This window comes from Thermobacillus xylanilyticus (genome assembly GCF_907165215.1).
In the GTDB taxonomy this organism is placed as follows: Bacteria; Bacillota; Bacilli; order Paenibacillales; family Paenibacillaceae; genus Thermobacillus; species Thermobacillus xylanilyticus.
In genome coordinates this window covers 1-2,301 of the sequence record NZ_CAJRAY010000058.1, presented here as the reverse complement: position 1 = coordinate 2,301, position 2,301 = coordinate 1, and the positions used below count along the sequence as shown (strand labels likewise).

The 2,301-nt window shown below is 68.1% G+C and carries 1 protein-coding gene; it reads left to right on the top strand.

All coding sequences use genetic code 11. The features are described 5' to 3' along the window. Positions 1-711: 711 nt before the first annotated feature. Positions 712-2,301 (top strand): AAA family ATPase (locus KJQ12_RS11845; protein ID WP_213484843.1); only part of this gene is annotated, 1,590 nt, incomplete at its 3' end.

Here is a 2,301-nt window from a genome sequence, read left to right as displayed (position 1 = left end):
GCGCTCGAGCCGATGACGCGGAACGCGCGGCTGCGGCGGCTGCTTGACAGCCGCGGCCTGCCGTCCGCGGACGGCTTGCTCGAGCGGGCCGCCGCCCGCCTCGCGGGCATGCTGGAGCGCGAGGAAGATTGAGGCGCCGTGTGCGGCGGGTTGTCCTGCGGCTTGTTGCAGCTTTGGGCACGGTTTGGCGGAATTTCGGTGTTTCGTCTTTTGGTGCCGTCCCATTTTTGGTCCGGAAATGCGGTCCATGAAATCTGGTGCAAAAATGCACCACATGGGAGCAAAGATCGCCGGAATGGCTTGATATGGTGCAGATTTGCACCACATTCATTGCAATATGCCGCATACCGGCAGAATATGGTGCAGGTTTGCACCACATTCTACGAAGCATGCCGCAAACCGGCATAGCGTGGTGCACATTTGCACCAGATTTGAGATCGGTTCGGTCCAAGCATCATCGAAATCGGCGGAACGGGCGGCTCTGGGCACGGTGTGACGGGCTTGCCGTGCCGCAATGCCGTTTGCAACAGCATGCGATGGGATGCGGAAGCAGCGGCGACATAGATTTGGGATGCTTGCGGGCAATTGGTGCGGCGCCGGATCGGGGCTTGACCGGCATGCGGTCAGCCGTGTAGCGGCTGTGCCGGTAAGGCGGCGCGATCCTAACGGAAAGCGGCAACCTACTTGGCGGCAGATTCGGAGGGAAACGGCGTGAAAATTCGGTCGGCGACAATCGACGGGTTCGGCAAGCTCAGCGGCATCACGCTCGACCTTGACGCCGATGCGGTCATCCTTGAGGGACCGAACGAAGCTGGCAAGAGCACGGTGCTCGGTTTTGTGCGCGCGATGCTGCACGGTTTCGCCACCCGCGCGAATATGCCGGAGCGGCAGGAGCCGGTGTACGGCGGGCGGCACGGCGGCCGGCTGGCGCTCGTCTCCGAGCGCCACGGGGAACTGGTGCTGGAGCGGTATGCCGCAAGCGCGGGCGGCAAGCCGGTACTGCGCGGCAGGAGAGGGGACGAGCCCGAGATTCTGGAGCAGCGGGAACTGGAACGGCTGCTGCTCGGCGGGCTGACCGGCAAAGTGTACCGCCAGTTGTTCGCCGTCGGTCTGTCGGAGCTGCGCGATCTCGGCGCCGTGCAGGGCGAGGAACTGGGACGTTTCCTCTATCATGCGGGGATGGCGGACGGCAGGCGCTTGGCCGAAGCCGAGCGTGCGATTCGCGAAGCGATGGACAAGCTGTACAAGCCGCGCGGCACGACGCAGCCGATGAACCGGCGGCTGGCCGAGCTTGAACGGATCGAGCGCGATCTGCGCGCGCTGCCGGATCCGATCGCACGGTACAATGAAGCTTCGGAAGCGCTGGAACGGACGGAGGCGGAGCTTCTCGCGCTGGATGCGCGGCTGCCGGAACTGGCCGCCCGCCGCGATGAGGCGGCGCGCGCCTTGAACATGCGGGCGAAATGGCTGCGTCTCCGCGAGCTGGACGCAAGGCGCGCCGCGCTGCCCGATCCCGGCCGGCTGCCCGCCGACGCCGAGACGAAATGGCGAATGTGGACCGCCGAACGAGATCGGCTGGAGCGCGAACGTCTGCGTCTGGAAGCCGCGCTGCGCGAAGTCCGGGCGGAACGGGATCGGCTGGTCGTTCGCGATGACTTGCTCAAACTTGAGCCTGAGCTCGAGCGGCTGCTCCAGTCCGCCGAAGCGATGCGCGCGCTGGAACAATCGTGCGCGGAATGGCGGGCGGAACGTCGCCTCGAAGAGGAGCGGATGAACGCGCTGCTCGATTCCGCCGGGGCGGGGTGGACGGCGGAACGGCTGCGCGGCTTTGCGGCCGGCGTGGCGGAACGCGACCGGATCCGCGCGTTCCGCGCCGAGCTGGGCGAGGCGGAGCGCGAAGCGGCGCGCTGCGCGGAGGCCGAACGCCAGATCGGCGAACAGGAACGCGAAGCCGCGGCGGAAGTCGCGGCCGCCGAAGCGGCTGCGGGGGCGGAGAGCGTCCGGGATGAGGCGGACGATCATTTCGTCCCGCAGACGGCCGATGCGCTGCTTCGCGCGTGGGAACATTTCGAGGACGCTTGCCGCGCGTGGGAGATGGAGGCCGTGCGCGTCATGGGCGAGCAGCGCGCCCGCTCGTCCCGCACGGCAAGCCGGCAGGGTGGCGCCGGCGGAAGCGGCGTCGCCGCCGCGCTTGCGGCGGCGCTTGGCGCGGCGGGATTTGCCGCCGCATATGCCGGCGCGAACGCCGCCGGCTTCGATGGCGCCGCCGCCTGGGCGGCGGGCGCCGTCGGCGCGGGGCTG